Origin of the sequence: Citrobacter amalonaticus, from assembly GCF_018252635.1 — a bacterium.
GTDB classification, from domain to species: Bacteria; Pseudomonadota; Gammaproteobacteria; order Enterobacterales; family Enterobacteriaceae; genus Citrobacter_A; species Citrobacter_A amalonaticus_E.
In genome coordinates, this window is record NZ_JAGTXM010000003.1 from 40,276 (window position 1) to 61,177 (window position 20,902).

At 56.3% G+C, this 20,902-nt stretch carries 16 protein-coding genes; 5 read left to right on the plus strand and 11 right to left on the minus strand.

The window, feature by feature from the left end:
- Window positions 1-146: 146 nt before the first annotated feature.
- Window positions 147-1,571, minus strand: coding sequence for a serine endoprotease DegP (gene degP / locus KE671_RS09975; RefSeq protein WP_206162824.1), 1,425 nt, complete (start codon window positions 1,569-1,571; stop codon window positions 147-149).
- A 129-nt stretch (window positions 1,572-1,700) separates the two neighbouring features.
- A complete protein-coding gene (gene dgt, locus KE671_RS09980) occupies window positions 1,701-3,218 on the minus strand; it encodes a dGTPase (protein ID WP_206162825.1) in 1,518 nt (505 codons plus the stop codon).
- 82 nt (window positions 3,219-3,300) lie between these two features.
- Here dgt and mtnN point away from each other — a divergent pair, with 82 nt between their 5' ends.
- The 3 genes from mtnN to KE671_RS09995 are packed head-to-tail and all read left to right on the plus strand — an operon-like array spanning window position 3,301 to window position 5,452.
- On the plus strand, window positions 3,301-3,999 hold the full coding sequence (gene mtnN / locus KE671_RS09985) for a 5'-methylthioadenosine/S-adenosylhomocysteine nucleosidase (protein WP_206162826.1): 699 nt from the start codon (window positions 3,301-3,303) through the stop codon (window positions 3,997-3,999).
- Entirely contained in the window at window positions 3,992-4,792 is an 801-nt protein-coding gene (gene btuF, locus KE671_RS09990) for a vitamin B12 ABC transporter substrate-binding protein BtuF (RefSeq protein WP_206162827.1), read from the plus strand. The genes mtnN and btuF overlap by 8 nt, the downstream gene beginning before the upstream one ends.
- A 36-nt stretch (window positions 4,793-4,828) precedes the next feature.
- A complete protein-coding gene (locus tag KE671_RS09995) occupies window positions 4,829-5,452 on the plus strand; it encodes a TRIC cation channel family protein (RefSeq protein WP_206162828.1) in 624 nt (207 codons plus the stop codon).
- Window positions 5,453-5,554: 102 nt separating this feature from the next.
- Here the strand turns inward: KE671_RS09995 and erpA are convergent, their stop codons facing one another.
- The 3 genes from erpA to clcA are packed head-to-tail and all read right to left on the minus strand — an operon-like array spanning window position 5,555 to window position 7,402.
- Window positions 5,555-5,899 carry an iron-sulfur cluster insertion protein ErpA gene (gene erpA / locus KE671_RS10000; RefSeq protein ID WP_042997877.1) on the minus strand — a complete coding sequence of 115 codons (345 nt, stop codon included), beginning with the start codon at window positions 5,897-5,899 and terminating at the stop codon, window positions 5,555-5,557.
- Window positions 5,896-5,952 carry a small protein YadW gene (yadW, locus tag KE671_RS23055; protein WP_368668230.1) on the minus strand — a complete coding sequence of 19 codons (57 nt, stop codon included), beginning with the start codon at window positions 5,950-5,952 and terminating at the stop codon, window positions 5,896-5,898. The genes erpA and yadW overlap by 4 nt, the downstream gene beginning before the upstream one ends.
- Window positions 5,953-5,980: 28 nt before the next feature.
- The gene (clcA, locus tag KE671_RS10005) at window positions 5,981-7,402 is read right to left on the minus strand and encodes a H(+)/Cl(-) exchange transporter ClcA (protein WP_206162829.1); all 1,422 of its coding nucleotides are present in this window, start codon (window positions 7,400-7,402) and stop codon (window positions 5,981-5,983) included.
- A 168-nt stretch (window positions 7,403-7,570) separates the two neighbouring features.
- Here clcA and hemL point away from each other — a divergent pair, with 168 nt between their 5' ends.
- Window positions 7,571-8,851 carry a glutamate-1-semialdehyde 2,1-aminomutase gene (gene hemL / locus KE671_RS10010; protein WP_206162830.1) on the plus strand — a complete coding sequence of 427 codons (1,281 nt, stop codon included), beginning with the start codon at window positions 7,571-7,573 and terminating at the stop codon, window positions 8,849-8,851.
- 110 nt (window positions 8,852-8,961) lie between these two features.
- Here the strand turns inward: hemL and fhuB are convergent, their stop codons facing one another.
- The 6 genes from fhuB to hrpB all read right to left on the minus strand — a co-directional run bounded on the left by fhuB (window position 8,962) and on the right by hrpB (window position 20,295).
- A complete protein-coding gene (fhuB, locus tag KE671_RS10015) occupies window positions 8,962-10,944 on the minus strand; it encodes a Fe(3+)-hydroxamate ABC transporter permease FhuB (protein ID WP_206162831.1) in 1,983 nt (660 codons plus the stop codon).
- Complete coding sequence (fhuD, locus tag KE671_RS10020) at window positions 10,941-11,831, minus strand: Fe(3+)-hydroxamate ABC transporter substrate-binding protein FhuD (RefSeq protein WP_206162832.1); 891 nt, start codon at window positions 11,829-11,831, stop codon at window positions 10,941-10,943. The genes fhuB and fhuD overlap by 4 nt, the downstream gene beginning before the upstream one ends.
- On the minus strand, window positions 11,831-12,628 hold the full coding sequence (gene fhuC, locus KE671_RS10025; protein ID WP_206162833.1) for a Fe3+-hydroxamate ABC transporter ATP-binding protein FhuC: 798 nt from the start codon (window positions 12,626-12,628) through the stop codon (window positions 11,831-11,833). The genes fhuD and fhuC overlap by 1 nt, the downstream gene beginning before the upstream one ends.
- A 47-nt stretch (window positions 12,629-12,675) precedes the next feature.
- Window positions 12,676-14,928 carry a ferrichrome porin FhuA gene (gene fhuA, locus KE671_RS10030; protein ID WP_206162834.1) on the minus strand — a complete coding sequence of 751 codons (2,253 nt, stop codon included), beginning with the start codon at window positions 14,926-14,928 and terminating at the stop codon, window positions 12,676-12,678.
- Window positions 14,929-15,212: 284 nt separating this feature from the next.
- The gene (gene mrcB / locus KE671_RS10035; RefSeq protein ID WP_206162835.1) at window positions 15,213-17,741 is read right to left on the minus strand and encodes a bifunctional glycosyl transferase/transpeptidase; all 2,529 of its coding nucleotides are present in this window, start codon (window positions 17,739-17,741) and stop codon (window positions 15,213-15,215) included.
- Between the two features lie 124 nt (window positions 17,742-17,865).
- Window positions 17,866-20,295, minus strand: coding sequence for an ATP-dependent helicase HrpB (hrpB, locus tag KE671_RS10040; protein ID WP_206162836.1), 2,430 nt, complete (start codon window positions 20,293-20,295; stop codon window positions 17,866-17,868).
- A 73-nt stretch (window positions 20,296-20,368) separates the two neighbouring features.
- Between hrpB and thpR the strand changes: the two genes are divergently transcribed.
- Entirely contained in the window at window positions 20,369-20,899 is a 531-nt protein-coding gene (gene thpR, locus KE671_RS10045; protein ID WP_206162837.1) for an RNA 2',3'-cyclic phosphodiesterase, read from the plus strand.
- Window positions 20,900-20,902 lie beyond the last annotated feature (3 nt).

A 20,902-nucleotide genomic window follows, 5' to 3' on the forward strand; every position in this document is an offset into this window, starting at 1 on the left:
CCTCCTGTGAGCAGAGCTCCAGCATAAAGAAGAGAGTAAACGCTGACATTGTGCATATGCACAAAGCAAAGGGAAGAAGTATGGAGTTGTGGGAAATATCACAAAAAGAAACCCCTTCCTGTCACAGGAAGGGGTATTGGGAGGGATTACTGCATCAACAGGTAGATATTGCTGTCGCCACGCTGAATGTTCAGCGCCAGGACAGACGGTTTGCTGTCGAGGATTTTACGCAGTTCAGCGATGTTTTTCACCGGCTGCTGGTTTGCGCCAACGATTACATCCCCTTTCTTGAGGCCAATCTGCGCCGCCGGGGTGTTCGCTTTCACGTTGTTCACCACGACGCCTTTATCCTGACCTTTGTTACTCATTTCAGCCCCTTCAATACCGCTGAAAATAGAGCTGGAGTCCACCTGAGTCTGGCTGCTCTGCTGCAGTTCCAGATTCACGGTAACCGGCTTACCGTCGCGCAACAGGCCCAGGGTAATTTTGCTGCCCACCGGCATGGTGCCAACCTGCGCACGCAGTGCGGCGAAGCTGCTGATCGGCTTACCGTTCAGCGACGTGATCACATCTCCGGCTTTAATTCCGGCCTTCGAAGCGGACGAGTTCGGCATGACCTGGCTGACAAACGCGCCGCGTTGCGCGTCGACTTTCATCGCTTTCGCCAGCTCAGAGCTCAGTTCAGTACCCATGATCCCCAGCTCACCGCGTTTCACCTGGCCGAATTCCACCATCTGGGAAGTCAGGTTTTTCACCATATTGCTCGGGATCGCAAAACCGATACCGATGTTGCCGCCGTCCGGCGCGAGGATCGCTGTGTTAATACCGATCAGTTCACCGTTCAGGTTAACCAACGCGCCGCCGGAGTTACCCCGGTTAATCGCCGCATCGGTCTGGATGAAGTTTTCATAGTTCTGCGCATTCAGGCCGCTACGGCCCAGTGCCGAGACGATACCGGAAGTGACGGTCTCGCCCAGACCGAACGGGTTACCGATGGCAACGGTGTAATCCCCCACGCGCAGCGTGTCGGAGTCAGCCAGCTTAATCGCCGTCAGGTTTTTCGGATCCTGAATCTGGATCAGCGCAATATCCGAACGCGGGTCTTTGCCGACAATCTTAGCGTCGAATTTGCGGCCATCGCTCAGTTGAACCTTAATCACCGTGGCGTTATCCACCACATGGTTATTGGTGACGACATAGCCTTTCGCAGCATCAATGATGACACCGGAACCCAACGCCATGAACTTCTGCTGCTGGCCGCCGTTACCGCCCTGCGCGCCGCCCTGACAGAATGGCGAGCTCTGGAACGGTGACCCTTCCTGGCAGAACGGGGAATCATCACCAAAGAACTGCTGGAAATTCCGCGGCATCCGCGGCGTATTGACGGTTGTGCTACCTTCCACGTTAATGCTGACCACCGATGGCATCACTTTTTCGAGCATCGGTGCCAGACTTGGCATCTGCTGTGCGGTTGTCGCTGATGCAGTTTCAGCCGCCGTTGCAGAAAGCGGGGATAACGCCAAACCTAAACTCAGAGCCAGTGCACTCATTGCTAATGTGGTTTTTTTCATGTGTCTCAATCTCAATTAACAGATAACGCAAAATTGCTGTGTACGTCAGATTCATTTTATAGCGCTAAGTTCCGGGCAGAAGTTTATGGAAAAGGTAAAAATTTATTGTTCGTCTTTACAAAACTCAGCTTATTGTTCAACCGCCATCAGGCGACGATATTCATCCCAGGCGTAGAGATCGGTCATGCCGCTGATATAATCCTGAATCAACCGGCAACGGTAATAATATTCCAGCACAGGATACTCAGGTGAATCTGACGTTAATTTACCCACGGCCTCCACGTAGGCCAGCCGGTGACGCGTTGACAGCTTCTGAAATAAGCGCGATTCAATTGGAAAACGCTGCAACCGCTCTTTTTCCACCAGCTCACCGAAATCAGCAAGCGGCAGGCTTAATAAAGGACGGTAGATATCGAGTAAGCCGCTGATCACCCGATAGCCCTGTAATTCGAGCTGCTCTACATCGGGGTGGCTAAAGACATGTTTCATAGCAACATTTTTATAAATCTTCAGCAGGCGGCTAAAGCTGCTGCCGTCTTCCAGAAGCGCCTGATTAAATCGCCCGTCAAAGATTTGATCCAGGTTATCAATAAAACGTTGTGCGGCGTAGGGCACCAGTTTATTAAGCGTATTGACCCGCAAATACATGAAAAATTGATCTTCAGTACTGCGACTCAGATAATTCGCACGTGATTTATCCCAGGCATTTTCGACAACCTGCGCAAAGAGCGAACCTTTCTCATGCTCCCCCCAGGCCTCATGTAAATGATGATAGAGCTGATCAACGCTGAAGATTCTTTTCTCTACCGCGTCTTCCAGATCGGCAACGCAATAAGAGATATCGTCGGCGGCTTCCATTATCCACGTTAACGGAAAACGACTGTAAAGGGCGAGATCGAGTTCTTTACGTAACCTCGCAATATACGGTTCTTCAGACAGGTAATAGCCTGGTTTTTTCATTAAATAGTTGTGCGTCGCAGGCGTTTCTCCCCGCCACCACGCCGGGCGGGTATATTTTAAGATCCCGCCGACCTGGGCCCATGTCAGATTCATCCGCATCAAGGTATGTACCAGCCGAATCCCCTGGGCATTCCCTTCGAAATGACACAGATCCTGGCGCACCTTACGGCGGATATCGTTCAGCGATTCTTCGCCTTCGCGCAGGCGCAACGTCGCCACGATGCAGCGATCTTCCGTTAAGGGTTGGCTTTCAGCATCAGCCGGATGTAAGCGCTGGCGAAACCAGTCGTTGATCGCCGCCTCGCCAAAATGACCAAACGGTGGGTTGCCAATGTCATGCATCAGGCAGGACATTTCGACGATGCTCTCAAACGGTCCCGTTAACTCATCAAGGCCGTATTGTTCCAGCAGTTTCTGTTCTTTGAGGCGGCTTAAGATCTCTTTGGCGATATAGCGTCCAACTTGCTGCACTTCCATAGAATGGGTCAGACGCGTACGCACGGCGGCATTACGCTCAAGGGGAAACACCTGGGTTTTTTGCTGCAGGCGACGGATCGCCGGAGAGTTAATGATGCGCCCGCGGTCGCTTTCAAAAATACGCAGGATCTCATGCTCGGTTTTTACCCCTTGAGGCGAACGAAAACGACGGTGCCAGTTTATTTTTTTCCGGAAATCAATCTGTGACATGTCCTCTCCCGCGTGAGAATGCACTTCACCTTAAGCGCATGATAGACTATGCCTTTAAATCTCACCTGGCGCGAGTAAATCTATGAAAATCGGCATCATTGGTGCAATGGAAGAAGAGGTTACGCTGCTGCGTGACAAAATCGAAAACCGTCACACTCTCACCCTGGGCGGTTGTGAAATTTACACCGGTCAGCTTAACGGAACCGACGTTGCGCTGCTGAAATCCGGTATTGGTAAAGTGGCGGCGGCGCTGGGCGCTACGCTGCTGCTCGAACACTGCAAGCCGGACGTTGTTATTAACACCGGTTCTGCGGGTGGTCTCGCACCGACGCTGAAAGTGGGCGATATTGTGGTTTCTGATGAAGCGCGCTATCACGACGCTGACGTCACCGCATTTGGTTATGAGTTCGGCCAACTGCCGGGCTGCCCGGCCGGTTTTAAAGCCGACGAAAAACTGATTGCCGCAGCGGAATCCTGCATCGCGAAGCTGAACCTGAACGCGGTACGCGGTCTGATCGTCAGCGGCGATGCGTTTATCAACGGTTCCGTGGGACTGGCAAAAATCCAGCATAACTTCCCACAGGCGATTGCCGTTGAAATGGAAGCCACCGCGATTGCCCACGTTTGCCATAACTTCAAGGTGCCGTTTGTGGTGGTCCGTGCAATCTCTGATGTCGCCGATCAGCAGTCCCATCTTAGCTTTGATGAGTTCCTGGCCGTTGCCGCGAAACAATCCACGCTGATGGTTGAATCGCTGGTACAGAAACTGGCGCATGGTTAAATCCCTCTCCAGGGCGCTTGCCGCCCTGCTGTTAGCCCTTCCGCTGTGGCTGCATGCCGCACCTCGCGTCATTTCACTCTCACCTGCTAACACGGAACTCGCCTTTGCCGCCGGGATCACCCCCGTTGGCGTCAGCAGCTATTCAGACTATCCGCCGCAGGCGCAACGCATTGAACAGGTCTCGACCTGGCAAGGGATGAATCTGGAACGGATTGTGGCGCTAAAGCCGGATCTGGTCCTCGCCTGGCGCGGCGGCAATGCCGAAAGGCAGGTGAACCAACTCACATCGTTGGGTATAAAGGTCATGTGGATCGATGCCGTCACCATCGAGCAGATAGCCGACACGTTGCAGAAACTGGCTGCCTTTAGCCCACATCCCGAAATGGCAAAGCACGCGGCGCAAACCTTGCTGGACGACTATTCGCAGCTAAAATCTCAGTATGCAGGCAAAGCGAAAAAACGCGTGTTTTTGCAGTTTGGCATTAATCCGCCCTTTACCAGCGGAAAAGGGTCGATTCAAAACGAAGTTATTGAGCTCTGCGGTGGAGAAAACATCTTTGCTGGCAGTCGGGTTCCCTGGCCGCAGGTCAGTCGCGAACAGGTGCTGGCGCGCGCACCGCAAGCGATCGTTGTCGCCGGAGATGTGAGTGAAATTCTCAAAATCAAGCAATACTGGGGCGATCAGCTACAAATTCCGGTAATTCCCCTCACCAGTGACTGGTTTGAACGCGCAAGCCCGCGTATTATCCTCGCCGCGAAACAACTCTGTAATGCGCTTTCCCAGGTGAATTAGCGTCTGCCCCACCCGGTTTGTTGTGAGGATTTAAGAATGCTCGTCTATTGGCTGGATATTGTAGGTACAGCGGTATTTGCTATCTCTGGCGTGTTGCTGGCCGGAAAACTTCGCATGGACCCGTTTGGTGTGCTGGTGCTCGGCGTGGTTACTGCCGTGGGCGGCGGGACGATCCGCGATATGGCATTAGATAACGGTCCTGTTTTCTGGGTAAAAGATCCTACCGATCTGGTGGTGGCGATGGTCACCAGCATGTTGACGATCCTGTTGGTTCGCCAGCCCAGACGCTTACCCAAATGGATGCTGCCGGTACTGGACGCCGTCGGCCTGGCTGTGTTTGTGGGGATCGGCGTCAACAAAGCGTTTATCGCAGGAACGGGGCCACTGGTGGCTATCTGTATGGGCGTCATCACTGGCGTGGGCGGCGGTATTATTCGCGATGTGCTGGCGCGAGAAATCCCGATGATCCTGCGTACGGAAATCTACGCTACGGCCTGTATTATCGGCGGGATCGTTCATGCAACCGCACATTACACCTTCTTGATGCCGTTAGAAGCGGCCAGTATGTTGGGGATGGTTGTGACGCTGGTCATTCGCCTCGCGGCGATCCGCTGGCATTTGAAGCTGCCGACGTTTGCGCTGGATGAGAATGGGCGGTGACTTGACTTTGCCAGATGGCGCTACGCTTATCGGGCCTACAACAGAACAACGCCGTAGGCCGGATAAGGCATTTATGTCGCCATCCGGCATGACAGATAACAATCAGATGCTGAAAGAAGAACCACACCCGCAGGTGCTTTTCGCATTCGGGTTGGTGACTACGAAGCGGGAACCTTCCAGACCTTCGGTGTAGTCAACGGAACCGCCGACCAGATACTGCAGGCTCATAGGGTCAACCACCAGGCCAACGCCCTGTTTCTCAATGGTCATATCGCCTTCGTTGACCTGGTCATCAAAGGTAAAACCATACTGGAAACCGCTGCATCCCCCACCGGTGATATAGACACGCAGCTTCAGGTTCGGGTTTTCTTCGTCAGCGATCAGGCTTTTTACTTTATTGGCTGCTGCTTCAGTAAATTGCAGTGGCAGCGCTACGTCATCACTCATATTTTTGCTCCAAACGACATCGGCAATTGGGCAAATTCTGACCCAATATTAATGCCATTATCTAATACCCTGGTATTTCATTCAAGTATTCTCGCCAGCGGCGCTCGTCTGACTTTTTGCCGCCTGCTCCGCTTCCTGCTTCGCCAGCGTGCGGGCAAGGATAGTGGAGTATAGCGGTTTTCCGCCCAGGAATTGGGCCAATAGTGTTGCGCCAAGACAGGTAATAATCATTGGCAAAATGAGCTGATAGTTATCGGTCATCTCCAGTACCAGCACAATCCCGGTCAATGGTGCCCGCACGGAAGCTGCCAGCAGCGCTCCCATTCCGGCGATGGCGAACGTTCCGGCCTCAAGCTGGTAATGCGGAAAACCTGCTGCTGCCGCCATGCCAAATGCGGTGCCCAACAATGTCCCCAACGCCAGCATCGGTGCAAAGATCCCGCCGGGCGCACCAGAAGAGAAACAAAGCAGCGTGGTGATGACTCGTGCGATAAAAATAAACAACAGCAGCCCGACGCTAAAATTCCCTGCTGCCGCAATCGGGATAAGGTTAAAACCGCCGCCAGCCGCCGCGGGTTCAATCAGCCCAAGAATGCCACACAGGCCGCCAATCGCCCCGCCCATCAGCACCCATTTAGTGATGTTTCCATGGTGAAAACGCTGGAACATATCCTGAGTACGCAGCACCAGTTTATTGAAAACCGGCCCTACACAGCCAAAAATCATCCCGAGCACCAGATACAGCCACAGCGTATTGACCGGCGCATTGGCCAGTTTTCCCACCTCAATGATCGGCGATTCACCGTTAAAAATGCGGAAAACGATGCTCGACATGATCACGCCGGTAAAGACGGCTTTAATTGAGATAAGGTTATAGCGAAACTGAGGGCGCATCTCCTCGATGATAAACAGAATGCCCGCCAGCGGAGCGTTGAAGGCGGCGGAAAGCCCTGCCGCAGCCCCGGTGGCTAACAGGGTATGGCGCGCCTCGGCGCTACGCATGCGGAAAATATCCAGCACCATGCGGCCAATGTTACCGCCAATTTGTACCGTCGGCCCTTCACGTCCCAGCACCATTCCCGCGCCCAGCGTGCCCATCCCGCCGATAAACTTGACCGGCAATACACGCCACCAGCGAACGGGGCGAAGTTCTTCCAGCGCCCCTTCGATCTCCGGGATCCCCGACCCGCCGGCTTCCGGCGCAAATTTACGCACCAGAAAATAACCGACCATCGCCAGTAATGCAGAGAGGATGAACGCCAGCGGCCAGAGCAGAAGCGGATGGTCAGCCACATTCACCAACGCACTGATACGCAGCTTTTGCACCCAGCCCACCGCTTTTTCGAACGCCACGCCCGCCAGACCGGTAAGGGTCCCCACCACTGCCGCCATCATTAAGATCGCCAGCGGCGTTTTATCCCGCTCCAGCAGTCGACGGATTTGGTCCCTGCGCCGTAAGCGCACAATTTGCTGTGCTTCAAAAGAGGGAGTTTCTGTCTTCATCAGATGATCATTAATTGGTAATACAAATGCAGAGGCGGCATTGTACTCGCCTCTTCCCCGAAAATCCCCTGCAAATCGTCATGTTTCAAATGCGCAAAACTTTCATAACCTTCTCTGAATAACTAGAATAGCGGGCATTCATTTTTTCTACGAACCAGGACTCCATCCATGAGTAAGTCTGAAAACCTCTACAGCGCAGCACGCGAGCTAATCCCCGGCGGCGTTAACTCCCCTGTTCGCGCCTTTACTGGCGTGGGTGGTACGCCGCTGTTTATCGAAAAAGCTGACGGCGCGTATCTGTACGATGTCGATGGCAAAGCCTATATCGATTACGTCGGCTCCTGGGGACCGATGGTACTGGGACACAACCATCCGGCGATCCGCAACGCGGTGATCGAAGCGGCTGAGTGTGGCCTGAGCTTCGGCGCGCCGACCGAGATGGAAGTTAAAATGGCGGAGCTTGTGACCGAACTGGTACCGACGATGGACATGGTGCGAATGGTCAACTCCGGTACCGAAGCGACCATGAGTGCCATACGTCTGGCGCGTGGTTTCACCGGCCGCGATAAGATCATCAAATTTGAAGGCTGCTACCACGGCCACGCGGACTGTCTGTTGGTAAAAGCCGGTTCTGGCGCGCTGACCCTGGGCCAGCCGAACTCTCCGGGCGTGCCGGCTGATTTCGCAAAACACACCCTGACCTGTACCTATAACGATCTCAACTCGGTGCGTGCCGCGTTCGAGCAGTTCCCGCAGGAGATCGCCTGTATCATCGTTGAGCCGGTGGCAGGTAATATGAACTGCATCCCGCCGCTGCCGGAATTCCTGCCGGGTCTGCGCGCGCTGTGCGATGAGTTCGGCGCGCTGCTGATTATCGACGAAGTGATGACCGGCTTCCGCGTGGCGCTTGCTGGCGCACAGGATTACTACAATGTGGTACCGGATCTGACCTGTCTGGGCAAAATCATCGGCGGCGGTATGCCTGTCGGCGCGTTTGGTGGTCGTCGTGACGTGATGGACGCGCTGGCGCCAACGGGTCCGGTTTATCAGGCGGGAACCCTGTCCGGTAACCCGATTGCAATGGCAGCCGGTTTTGCCTGCCTGACCGAAGTGGCGCAGCCGGGTATCCACGAAACACTGGATGAACTGACGACGCGCCTGGCGGAAGGTCTGCTGGAAGCGGCACAGGAAACCGGGATCCCGCTGGTCGTTAACCACGTGGGCGGCATGTTCGGGATTTTCTTCACCAAGGCGAAAACCGTCACCTGCTATCAGGACGTGATGGCCTGTGATGTGGAACGCTTTAAGCGCTTTTTCCACATGATGCTGGACGAGGGGATTTACCTTGCCCCGTCTGCATTTGAAGCGGGCTTTATGTCCGTGGCGCACAGCATGGACGATATCAATAACACCATTGACGCGGCGCGTCGGGTGTTTGCGAAGCTGTAACAGAGTACGTTTAAACCGTAGGCCGGGGAAGGCGAAGCCGCCACCCGGCTTTTTTATTAGCGGATGGCGACGCGAAGCGTCTTATCCGGCCTACGCGAAAAACGTCCGAATCAACGACTCTGCTTGCGCAGCAGATAAATAAAGTACGGCGCACCGATAAACGTCGAGAGTATCCCCGCCGGGATCTGATATGGAAACAGCAGCATCCGTCCACACCAGTCAGCAAAGATCAGCAATAAGCCCCCCGCCAGCGCCGACATCACAATATGCGGCATCGTTCGACGAAAACCTAACATTCGTGCGATATGCGGCGCCATCAGCCCGACAAAACTCAGCGGGCCGATTGTCATTGTGGCGGCAGCGGTCAGACTGGCGGCCAGCAGCAGCAGGCCAACCCGCGACGGCGTCAGCGCGATACCGACTGCGCGGGCGGTATCACCGCCCAGCGGCAAAATCGTCAACCAGCGACGGCACAGCGGCGTGATCGCCAGCAGAATCACCATCACCCCCCCGGTATTCAGCACCTGCTCGCCCGTTGCGTTATAGGTCGAACCGGAGATCCAGGTCAGTACCCCGGCCATACGCGGATCGCCGCTTGCCTGTAGCATCATCAACAGCATGGTGAAGGCCGTGCTGAGCGCCATCCCGGCCAGCAGCATACGGTGGGGGGAGAATCCTCCCCGGCCAGCGGCGATCATAATGATTAACAGCGTGGCGGCAGCGCCGAGACTCCCCGCAGGCAGCAGCCAGCCAAACGCATTGCCCGGCACCAGAAACAGCATCAGCACAACACCGAACGCCGCACCGGAGCTGATCCCCAGCACCTCAGGACTCGCCATCGGATTCCCGGTTAGCCGCTGGATAATACACCCCGCCACGGCCAGCATCACCCCGGCGATCGTCGCCGCCAGAATGCGCGGCCAGCGCCAGGGCATCAGTTCGTCCAGTTGCACGCCGCTGGCCCAGCTCCAGCCCTGCGCGTCGCGCCCCAGCGACAACGCGATATATGCCCCGATCAACAACAGCACGCCGCCGATCAGCGCATAACCCAACACATGCTGGCGTTCCGTCGCCACCCGATCGCTGACGTTCATATCCGGCGCGCTCATGCTTCGCAGGCGCGGCAACAGCCACAGCAGCAGCGGTGCGCCGATCAGCGCCGTTACGGAACCGGTGGACACTTCCATCCATATGCGAGTCAGCCAGAGAATAACCTGATCGGACAGCCACAGAATCAGCGCCCCGATCAGCGGAGCCAGCATCAGACGCGCCAGCAGACGACGCGCGCCCAGCATTTTCGCCAGCAGCGGCGCAAAGAGGCCGATAAAACCGATAATCCCCACCGCATTGACCAACAGCGCGCTGAGCACTATCGCCAGCGTCAGCGCCGCCAGGCGAGCCAGCGACAGCGCCAGCCCCAGGTTGCGCGCCACGCCATCATCCAGCCCCATCAGAGTTAGCGGGCGCAACAACAACAGAGTAAGCATCACGCCGCCCAGCAGTTGCGGCCACAGACGCTGCACACCGCCCCAGTCAGTTTGCGTCAGCGTTCCGGTACTCCACAGGAACATGCTTTGCAACTGGTCGTGGTGGAAGATAACTAACAGTTGGTTGATGGCTCCGCAGTACAGACTGACCACCAGACCGGCGAGGATCAGCGTGACGGGAGAAAGTCGTTTCCCCCAGGCGACGCCAAACACCAGCGCCCCGACAATACAGGCCCCGGCCAGGGCGGCAAACTGCCCTGCCAGTACGCCAGGAACCGCCCACAGCGTCGTGACCGTCATCCCTAACTGTGCACCGGTCGCCACGCCCAGCGTGGTCGGTTCCGCCAGCGGGTTACGCAATACCTGCTGAAAGAGTACACCAACCAGCCCCAGCCCGGCCCCAACCAGCAAAGAGATGACCAGACGAGGAAGAAGGCTGTAATGAAAAATCATCTGCTCGATGACGTCGACATTGGGTGACCATAGCGCCTGCTGCCACTGAACATGCGGCAGCGCAACGGAGAAATTCGTCCAGGTTAACCCTACGGCGACGATAAACAACAGCGCCAGCAATAACGCCGGGAAGCGTGCAATACGTTGACTCACGCTTTGCCCCCCAGCGCATTATCCAGAATGCGTACGAAGTTCATGGTCGACAGTGTGGCGCCATAAAACCACACGGGCGGTACGCGCTGGAAACGCCCCTGGCGCACAAACGGCATCGCCTGCCAGAGCGGCGTTGCCATCAGCGTAGCCATCTCTTTGTTATTACCATGATCAAAGCAGAGCACATCGGCATCTTTGTAGGCCGCAAGGCGATCGATCCCCACCACCGTACTGCCCCAGAAGTTAGTTTCGCCCTGCCAGGCATTGTGAATGCCGTACGCCTCCAGCACTTCCTGAAACAGGCAGTTCGGGCCGAAAACCAGCATATGGCGAGGATCGAGGAGGGTGATCAGCAGAAGAGGCCGTGCCCCACGTTGCACAAAGCGCGGTTTCCGGCTGGCGATAAACTGATCGTATTCCGCCAGATGTCGCTCAGCTTCAGGCTCCAGATCCAGCATCTGCGCCATGTCGATCAGAGAGCGACGCGCCACCGCTAAGGGGCGTTTACCATCGCTGAAGTTGAAGCCGCGTCCGGGCGCAATTCGCGCCAGCGTCTCGGGAGAAGGACCGTAACCTGTCGACCAGAACATATATGAAGGTTTCATTTCGGTCAGCAGTTCAAGATTCGGCTCGGTGCGTAATCCGACATCAATCACTGACGCAGGCAGCGGTGGCTCATTCACCCACATGCGATAGTTTGGAATATCTGCCACACCATAGGGCGTTACGCCAAGCGCCAGCAACAACTCGACCGGCAGCCACTCCAGCGCCACGATGCGATGCGGATCGACCGAGGCCGCGCGCGCCGGTTTCATCTTCCAGAGCAACGGGGAAAGTGCTATCGCCGTTAATAAACGACGACGCGTTATGTGGTGTAAGCCGCTCATCAATACACAAAACTCACGGGTGCAGCGCCTGCCGGATGCGGCAGGATCCCCATCGGAATGCCATAAATTCGTTCCAGCGTTTCGCTTCGCATCAGGTCGGCGGGCGTACCCTGAGCAATCATTTCACCGCCGCGCAGTGCCACTAAGTAGTCACAGTAGCGGGCAGCCATGTTGATATCATGCAGCACGGCAATCACCGTCAGGCCACGCTCCTGGCTGAGACGATGAACCAGTGCCAGCACATCAACCTGATGGGCAATATCCAGCGCCGAGGTAGGTTCGTCCAGCAGCAGACAACGGCTGTCCTGCGCCACCAGCATCGCTATCCACGCGCGCTGACGCTCACCGCCGGAAAGGCTGTCGACCAGACGATGTGCCAGTGGTTTTAGCCCGACCAGCGCGATCGCCTCTTCTACTTTTTCTCTGTCCGCAATGCCAAAACGACCCAGCGCTCCGTGCCACGGATAGCGGCCAATCGCCACCAGTTCACGTACGGTCATCCCTTCTGCCTGCGGCAACTGCTGTGGTAAATACGCCACCTTACGGGCAAACGCTTTGCTGTTCCAGGTGTTTAGCGGTTGAGCATCGAGCAGAATTTCCCCTTCTGACGGCGGCTGATGGCGACCCAACATTTTCAACAACGTGGATTTGCCTGAACCGTTGTGGCCGATAAGACCAGTCACTTTACCGACGGGAAAGGTTAACGACAGAGGATGCAGAAGCGTGCGACCAGGCACGCGAAAGGAGACATCACGCAGTGCAAACGTGGTATCGGGATGATGAGTCTGTTCCTGCATAGCGGCCAACTTGTAAAGCGGGCACGCGATGCGTGCCCAAAGAAAAATTAGAAACGGAAGGTTGCGGTAGCAACGACCTGACGTTCCGCGCCCCAGAAGCAGCCATAGGTGTTAAAGCAGCTGGCGACGTATTCGCGGTCGAACAGGTTGTTGACGTGCAGCGCGACGTTGGAACCCGCCATGCCAAGGCGTGCCAGATCGTAGCGAACCAGCGCATCCACCAGGGTATAGCTGCCGACTTTAAAGGAGTTCGCCGGATCGCCATAGCTGGAGCTGGTATAGCGAACGCCGGTACCCAGGGTCAGACCGGAGAGCGGGCCGTCAAACATCGTGTAATCGCCCCACAGTGATGCCATGTGTTTTGGCACCTGTGCCGGGGTGTTGCCTTTGTAGTTGGTGTCGGTGGTGTATTCTGCATCCGTATAAGTGTAGGAACCGACCACGTTAACGCTGGCAGACAGCGCCGCTTTCGCTTCAACTTCAACGCCGCGTGAACGAATTTCACCGCCTTCAACCGAGAAGAAGGAACCGTTAGGATCCGCCATCAGGTTGTTGGTTTTGGTCAACTGGTAGACCGCACCGGTGATCACGATCGGACGATCGTTCGGGACATATTTCACGCCCGCTTCGTACTGCTTGCCTTTGGATGGAGCAAAGATATTCCCACTTGCGCCCGTTTGCGAAGCCGGTTCAAACGACTCGCTGTAGCTGAAATACGGTGTTACTCCGTTATCGAACAGATAGTTGACGCCGCCACGCCAGGTAAACTCGTTATCATCACGCGTGTCCTGAACACCTGAAACGCGGTTCAGCGAGTCCTGCTTCGCCCAGTCGTAACGACCGCCCAGCGTCACCAGCACCTTGTCCCATTGCATCTGATCCTGCACATACAGACCCGTTTGCTTCTGTTTGTTCAGCACCTGATATGCGCCCGACGGCTCAGGGTGTGAACCGAAATCAAAGTCGCTGCGGTCAAGATTGTAGATGTCGGATGGCGCGACAGAGCCGGCATAGCCAAACCAGGAATCGATGTCGTTACGCATACGCATAAAGTCAACGCCGGTCAGCAGGGTATGATCCATCGAACCGGTCGCAAATTTGCTTTGCAGTTGCGTATCGACCGAGAAGTTCTGCAGTTTTTCATTATCAATCACGTACTGACGGGTCAGCGTATGGCCCCATTGCGACTGCGGCACGCCAGCGCAAGGACTGCTGCCCGGATTGCTCGAATAGAGCGGATCGGAGCACATGCCGTAACCGTAGACGCTGTTCTGCGACACTTTGTTTTCCGCGTAACGCAGGTTCTGACGCACGGTAAAAGTATCGTTGAATTCGTGGTCGAAGCTGTAACCGACCATCTTCTCATTACGAGAGTATGTATTGTTGTTCGCGCCTTCGTTGAAGTCGGTCGACAGACGCTTACCGTTCGGCAGTGTGCTGACAGTCCCCTCTTTCGGCAGCCAACCGTAATAACCGGTCTCGGGTTCGTTCTGGAAGTAAGACAGGAACGTGAAGTTGGTCTTGTCATCCGGACGCCAGCTAAAGGACGGCGCGATGGCATAACGCTGTTCTTCCGCCCCTTGCTGCTGCGCATTCGCCGAACGAGCCAGGCCCGTTAAACGATAAGAGTAAACGCCGTCATCATCCAGCGCATCGCTGAAGTCAAAACCGGTCTGAAACAGGCTGTCAGTGCCCATTTTAAACTGCACTTCTTTCAGCGGTTCTGTGGTTGGACGCTTACTGACCATGTTCAACAAACCGCCGGGGTTGCTCTTACCGTACAGAACAGAAACCGGCCCACGCATCACTTCCGCGCGTTCCAGCATATAAGGGTCAATCACCGCATCGTTGTAAAAGTTCCCCTGCATCTTCAGGCCATTCAGATAGTTATTCTGACTTTGGCCGTCGGCAGCGAAACCGCGAATGATCAGGTAGTCATAGGTGTTCGATGCGCCACGCGTTCCCACGGCAACGCCGGGGGTGTAGCTAAGCGCCTCTTTCACGGATTTCGGCTGGTGCAGCGCCATCTCTTCGGCCGTCACCACAGAGATTGACTGGGGAACCTTTTGAATTGGGGTATCTGTTTTGGTCGCGGTGGCAGACTGGCGTGCCGCGATCGTTGCAGCCGGCCCCCACGCACTTTCCTGCGGAGCAGGAGCAGCGGTGACGGTGATAGTGTCTTCTTTTTTCGGTTCAACCGCCGCCTGTGCATAGACAGACATGCCGCTAACCGCTGTGGCTACTACGACTGCGATTTTACGCAGCGAGTGTTTTGGCTGAGCAGTTTTTTGACGCGCCATTGGTATATCTCTGATGGAAAGTGAATGATAACGTAAACGAGAATTATTATTATGACGGCAGAATAATATTCGAAACGCGGCCGCGATAGCAAGCGATACGCGTCCCCACCAAAACTAAGGGGTTAAGAAATATCCAGATGAAAAGAAAGGGTTAAGAAAGTAGCCTGAAATGTTTCTGCGAAGTCATTACCGGATGGCGGCGAAAACGCCTTATCCGGCCTACCAACCCAATACTTGTATGAGCCCAGTAGGCCGGATAAGCGAAGTGCCATCCGGCACGGCGGTTAGTTACCGCCAAACATATCCTTAATCCATCCCGCCACGCCATCGCTGTCTTTCTTCTCTTCCTTCGGCGGCTGTTGCTGCGGTTGCTGTGGCTGAGAAGATTGATCGAACGGGTTCCCGGTCGGCTGCTGCATCATTTCACCCTGCTGGCAGAGCGAGTCGGGATCGGAGGTCCAGACTGGCAACGTGCGCATACCGCCACTGCAGACAAAGTTGCCGTCATAGTCAACGCCCATCTCCGCAATATCTTCCGGCGGCGTCAGCGTGAGCGGCGTCGGCGTCTGGTTTGCCAGATAACGCTGATAAATCGACATCGCCCCACTCGCACCGTACAGCTTCGTCGGCTGGTTGTTATCGCGACCCACCCAGGTGATGGTCACCTGGCTGCCGTCAATACCGGCAAACCAGGTATCGACGTTGTTGTTCGTGGTCCCGGTTTTACCCGCCAGATGCAGATTCGGGTACTTCGCGCCCAACTGACGACCGGTGCCGCGCTGCACAACCTGCTGCATCGTCCACAGCGTCATATAGGCAGCCTGAGCCGGAACGGCTCGTTCCGCCTGCGGGAAGCTCTGGTACAGCACGGTGCCATCTTCGGCAATAACCGAACGCAGCGCGGAAAGCGGTGCACGGTTACCGCCGCTGGCGATCGTCTGGAACGCCTGTGCCACTTCGATCGGCGTCAGGTTCAGCGCCCCCAGCAGCATAGCCGGAACCGGATGCAACTGCTCTTTCGGTACGCCCAGCTTCAGCCAGGTGTCGGTAACAGCCGGCAGGCCGAGTGCCATCCCCAGATTGACCGTCGGTACGTTCATAGAACGCGTCAACGCATCGACCAGCATCACTTTTCCGCTTTCGCTGTAGCGACGGTCATCGTTCTGCGGCGACCACACCTGCCCGTTTGGCTGACGCAGCGCAATCGGCGCATCGGCGATCCAGGTGTTCAGGCGATAGATTTTCGGCTGGCTCAGCGCGGTCAGATAGGTCGCCGGTTTGGCCAGTGAACCAATCGAACGACGCGCCTGCATCGCGCGGTTATAGCCAGCGAACTGCGGCTCAGCGCCGCCGACCATGGCGCGGACTTCACCACTGAAGCGGTCAACCACCACAATCGCCGTTTCCAGATCGCTCAGCTTGCGCTGTTTCTTCAGTTCCGGAATGCCGTCAACGGCGGCTTTCTCGGCGGCATCCTGGGCAACAGAGTCAAAGGTGGTGAAGATCTTCACGCCGGAGAGATCTTTAACTTTATCACCCAGCTTCGCCTGCAACTCCTGACGCACCATCTGCATAAACGCGGGCTGTGGAGAGATCACCCCACCGCGCGGCTGTACGCCTAACGGACGTGCGCTCAGCATGTCGTACAGTTCCTGATCGATCACCTGTTGTTGTTGCAACAGACGCAGCACCAGGTTACGACGCTCAAGCGCCAGTTTCGGGTTGCGCCACGGGTTGTAGATCGAAGCCCCTTTCACCATCCCCACCAGCAGCGCCTGCTGGTCAAGGCTCAGTTCTTCTACCGGGCGGCCAAAGTAGTACAGACTCGCCAACGGGAAGCCGCGGATTTCGTTATCACCGCTCTGACCGAGATACACCTCGTTCATATACAGCTCAAGAATGCGATCTTTGCTGTAGCGTGCATCCATCAGCAGCGCCATATAGGCTTCGTTAGCCTTACGCCAGTACGAACGCTCGCTGGAGAGGAACAGGTTTTTCACCAGCTGTTGCGTCAGGGTACTTGCCCCCTGTACCGTGCGTCCGGCGGTCAGGTTCGCCAGCACCGCGCGACCGATGGAGTACAGACTCACCCCGTCATGTTCATAGAAATGACGGTCTTCGGTCGCCAGCAGCGTATCCACCAGCAGATCCGGGAAACCACTGCGCGGAACAAACAGACGCTGTTCGCCGTTTGGCGACGACAGCATGGTGATCAAACGCGGATCAAGACGGAAGAAACCGAACTGGCGGTTGTTGTCCATGTTGACAATGGTATCCAGGCGGCCGCCATCGAACGTCAAACGTGCGCGCACCTGACCCTCTTTGCTGTCCGGGAAATCAAACGGACGGCGGATCATCTCAATACTGTTGGCCTGAACGGTAAATTCGCCAGGACGTGTCATCTTGCTGACCTGACGGTACTGAGTGGCTTCCAGCAGCTTAACCATTTCGTTTTTGCTGACCGACATTTCCGGCTCAAGATTGACCATCCGGCCATACACCGCCGCCGGCAACTGCCAGACTTTGCCGTCGATACGGCTACGGATTTTTTGATCCAGATAGACACCGTAGATGGCAAGCAGTACTGCAAAAACAATCGCAATTTTCAGCAGCAGCCACAACCAGCCGCGCTTACCACGAGGCTTGCGCCCTTTGCCTTTACCTTTACGCGGCATCGGTTCTTCATCCTCATAGTCATCATCATAATCGTCGTCGTACTCATCATCTCTGAGTTGGCGACGGCTCACCTTTTGTTTCACCGGACGCGTGAGTTTCCCTTTGCGTCCAATTGGCTCGCGGTCATTCCCGGCCATGCTTTTTCTCCGCAACATTCAGGCGCAAAGGCCTGATTCTCTGTTCTTCCGTCAAAAGACAGAAGAAGAAATCTCTCAATTTTACTGCGCTTTTGCCGGATACGGCATAAACGTCTTATCCATCCTATGAATACTTTTTGGTTCGCCGCGTCGGCGCAGTGTTCGCCGGATCGTCCGGCCAGACGTGTTTGGGGTAACGCCCTTTCATCTCTTTTTGCACCTCGCGATACGACCCCTGCCAGAACGCCGCTAAATCCCGGGTAATCTGCAATGGTCGCTGCGCGGGGGATAAAAGCTCCAGCACCAGCGGCACGCGGCCCTCGGCGAGAGTCGGTGTACTGGCCTCGCCAAACATCTCCTGCATTCTGACCGCCAGCGCCGGCGGGTTATCTTCGTGATAACGAATGGCGATCCGGCTTCCCGTCGGCACAGTGTAATGTGTGGGTAGCGAACTCACCAGACGAAGCTGTAGGGAATAATCCAGTAATCCGCTCAATGCCTGATGAACATCCAGCGATTTCAGGTCGCGTAGCGAATGTACGCCAGACATGTGTGGTAATAACCAGGTTTCCAGCGTCGCCAGCAAAGTCCGATCGTCCACCGCAGGCCAGTCATACTCCGGCAGCCATTTCGCCGCACAGTGCAGACGCAAACGCAGTTGTTCCGCCGCAGGCGTCCAGTTGAGCACGCTCAGGCCTTTATCACGGATACCGTTAAGCATCGCCAGATGTAACTCGTCTTCGGACGGTTTTGCCAGCGGCTGGACTTTGACCGTCAGTTCACCGATCCGCATTCTGCGCCATGCTTTCAGCGTCCCCTGCGCCTCATCCCACTCAATGGTATCAGACTGCTGTAACAGTTCAGGACAACGCGAGATAAGCGCGTCGATATCGAGCGGCAGCGCCAGCAGGATCCTGGCATCTGGCGAAGCGCTGCCCTGCAACAACAGCGGCGCAATCAGCCATTCGTGCCGCCCAAGTGCATCATCGACGTCCAGCGCCGCACCCATGCCATTGGCCAGTTGATAACGCCCATCCTGGCCGCGTCGACGTGCGATGCGATCGGCAAAGGCCCGGGCCAGCAACGGGGCGATACGCGACGTATCCGCCTCGCCGTTACGAACGTTCAGACGTTTAAGAAGTTGCTGACTGCGCTGCTGCCAGGCGGGCTGATGGCGGGAAAACGCCACACCAAGATCGGTATTGCCCATCCGCGGCGGCTCCTCAAGAATGGCTGCCAGCGTTGCCGCGGTGGCCGCATCGTCGGGTGTGGAGGCACTGACTAACATTGCGGCCAGACGCGGATCGTTACCCAGCGCCGCCATTTTTTGTCCCGTCGCACTGAGTTGTTCGCCCTCCAGCGCGCCCAGCATGTGCAATAATCGTTTCGCCGCCTGTAAGTTGACGGCGGGCGGCAGATCCAACCAGGTGAGTTGAGCGGGATCGCGACATCCCCATTGCAACAACTCCATCAGCAAACCGGAGAGATCGCTGTGCAATATCTCAGGTTCCCCCTGCGCCGCCGCGCGTTCCGCCTGCTCTTTCGCCAGCAGATGCAAACAGATCCCAGGCTCCAGACGCCCGGCACGCCCGGCGCGCTGGGTCATTGAAGCCTGGCTAATGCGCTGGGTGATAAGCCGGGTCAACCCGGTACGTGCATCATATCGCGCCACCCGCTCCTGCGCGCAATCCACCACCAGTCGAATCCCCTCAATGGTCAGACTGGTCTCGGCAATATTGGTTGCCAGCACCACTTTGCGCATCCCTTGCGGAGCCGGCAGAATCGCGTTGCGCTGATCGTTGAGCGACAGCGCGCCATAGAGCGGACACAGCAGCACATCGCTGGCGACTCGCGAACTTAATTGTTCCTGTACGCGCAGGATCTCCGCGACACCGGGTAAAAACAACAGCAGCGAGCCGGATTCTTTACGTAACAGTTCCGCTGTCGCGACCGCCACGGCTTCATCGAAACGCAATTGTGGCGCCAGCGGCTGATAACGACGCTCAACGGGAAAAGCGCGTCCTTTGGAAACGATTACCGGCGCATCCGGCAGGCACTGTTGCAGGCGATCGTTATCCAGCGTGGCGGACATGATCAGCAGTTTGAGATCGTCGCGCAACCCTTGCTGCACGTCCAGCAGCAGCGCCAGCGCGAGATCCGCCTGCAAACTGCGTTCGTGAAATTCATCAAGGATCACCAGCCCCACACCGCTGAGCTCCGGATCGCGCTGGATCATTCGCGTCAGAACCCCTTCGGTGACGACCTCAAGCCGTGTTGCAGGCCCGACGCAGGACTGCGCCCGCATCCGGTAACCGACCGTCTCGCCGGGCTTTTCATTGAGCAGTTCCGCAAGCCTTTGCGCCACGTTTCGTGCCGCCAGACGACGCGGTTCCAGCAGGATAATCCGCCCTTCGATACCTTTATGCGTCAGAAATTGCAGCGGCAACCAGGTTGACTTACCTGCACCGGTTGGTGCGCTCAGCAGAACCTGCGGCGCAGAATCCAGGGCAGTAAGCAGTTCAGGCAGTACAGCGGCAACAGGTAACGACGTCACAAATGGCTCCAGAGGGTTAACATTCTTCGCGCCGCATTGTAGCATCGCGTTAATTCATAACCGAGTACCTAAGATGTCTGAGCCGAAACGGCTATTCTTTGCCATCGAACTGCCTGCAACTGTACGTGAGCAAATTATCTCGTGGCGGGCGACTCATTTTCCTCCAGAAGCGGGGCGCCTCGTCGCGGCTGAAAACCTGCATTTAACGCTGGCGTTTTTAGGCGATGTGAGCGCTGACAAACAACAGGCGCTGATCGCCCTTGCCGGACGCATTCGTCAGCCCGGTTTTACGCTCAATCTCGATGATGCCGGACAGTGGTTACGCTCTCGCGTGGTCTGGCTGGGGACGCGTCAGTCTCCGCGTGGGCTGTTGCAACTGGCCAATATTCTGCGAGCCCAGGCGGCGCGCAGCGGTTGTTATCAGAGTCCGCAGCCGTTTCACCCTCACGTAACGCTGCTTCGCGATGCCAGCCACGCCGTGGCGATCCCGCCGCCTGGCTTTGGCTGGTCATTTCCGGTGACGGAATTTGCCCTGTATGCCTCTTCTTTTTCCCGAGGACGCACGCGTTACACCAAACTTCAGCGCTGGACGCTCACCGACTAATTT